Source organism: Blautia caccae (assembly GCF_040095955.1).
Lineage (GTDB): Bacteria > Bacillota > Clostridia > Lachnospirales > Lachnospiraceae > Blautia > Blautia celeris.
Map to the genome: position 1 here is coordinate 1 of NZ_JBBMFP010000099.1, position 720 is coordinate 720.

Here is a 720-nt window from a genome sequence, read left to right on the forward strand (position 1 = left end):
TCTGCGGTGCCAATGCAAACCATAAATCAGGAGGAAACCAGTGCAAGGGGCACAGGGTCAAAAAAGAATACGTGGATGAAGATGTCCTTCGTCTGATCCAGTCACATATGAAAAACGTACTGGATACAGAAAAAATGATCCGGGAAATGAACTCCGCTTCCAGAAACCAGACGCAATATTTGCTTTTGGACAAGGAAGTAGGGAAATTTCGGCGGGAACTGAGCCGGATCAGTAAGCGTAAATCTGATTTATATGAGGATTATTCGGAACGCCTGATTACAGAAGAAGAGTACATGCAGTTTTCCCGTATCTATTCCAATGAAATAGAAAACATCAAGAGCCGTCTGGATGCAGTATTGACGGCGCAGGTACGGTATTCCCAAGATTATCATATCGAAGAAGGATGGGGGAAAGTGATACATACTTATATGTCTAAGCGGAAGCTGACAAAAGAAATGGTGGATGCCTTTGTGGATTCCATTATTATCCATGGTAAGTATGATTATGAAATCAAACTGGTATATGATGACCAGTTCGCTGAATTGCAAAAGATAATGAAAGAGAAGGAGGCACAGTCAAGATGACAGAAAATAGGAAAACAGCTGTCTATATCCGTTTATCTATGGAAGATGAGAATGTGGATGGCAGAACCAAACTGGAAAGTGACAGTGTGACTTCTCAGAGGATCCTGTTGAAATCGTTTGTGATCGATCAGCTTGG

Annotated in this window: 1 pseudogene; it reads left to right on the forward strand. The window is 41.8% G+C overall.

Going from position 1 to position 720, the window contains the following annotated elements:
* A pseudogene (locus WMO65_RS26395) lies at nucleotides 1-584 on the forward strand (recombinase family protein); the annotation flags it as partial.
* Nucleotides 585-720: the final 136 nt, after the last annotated feature.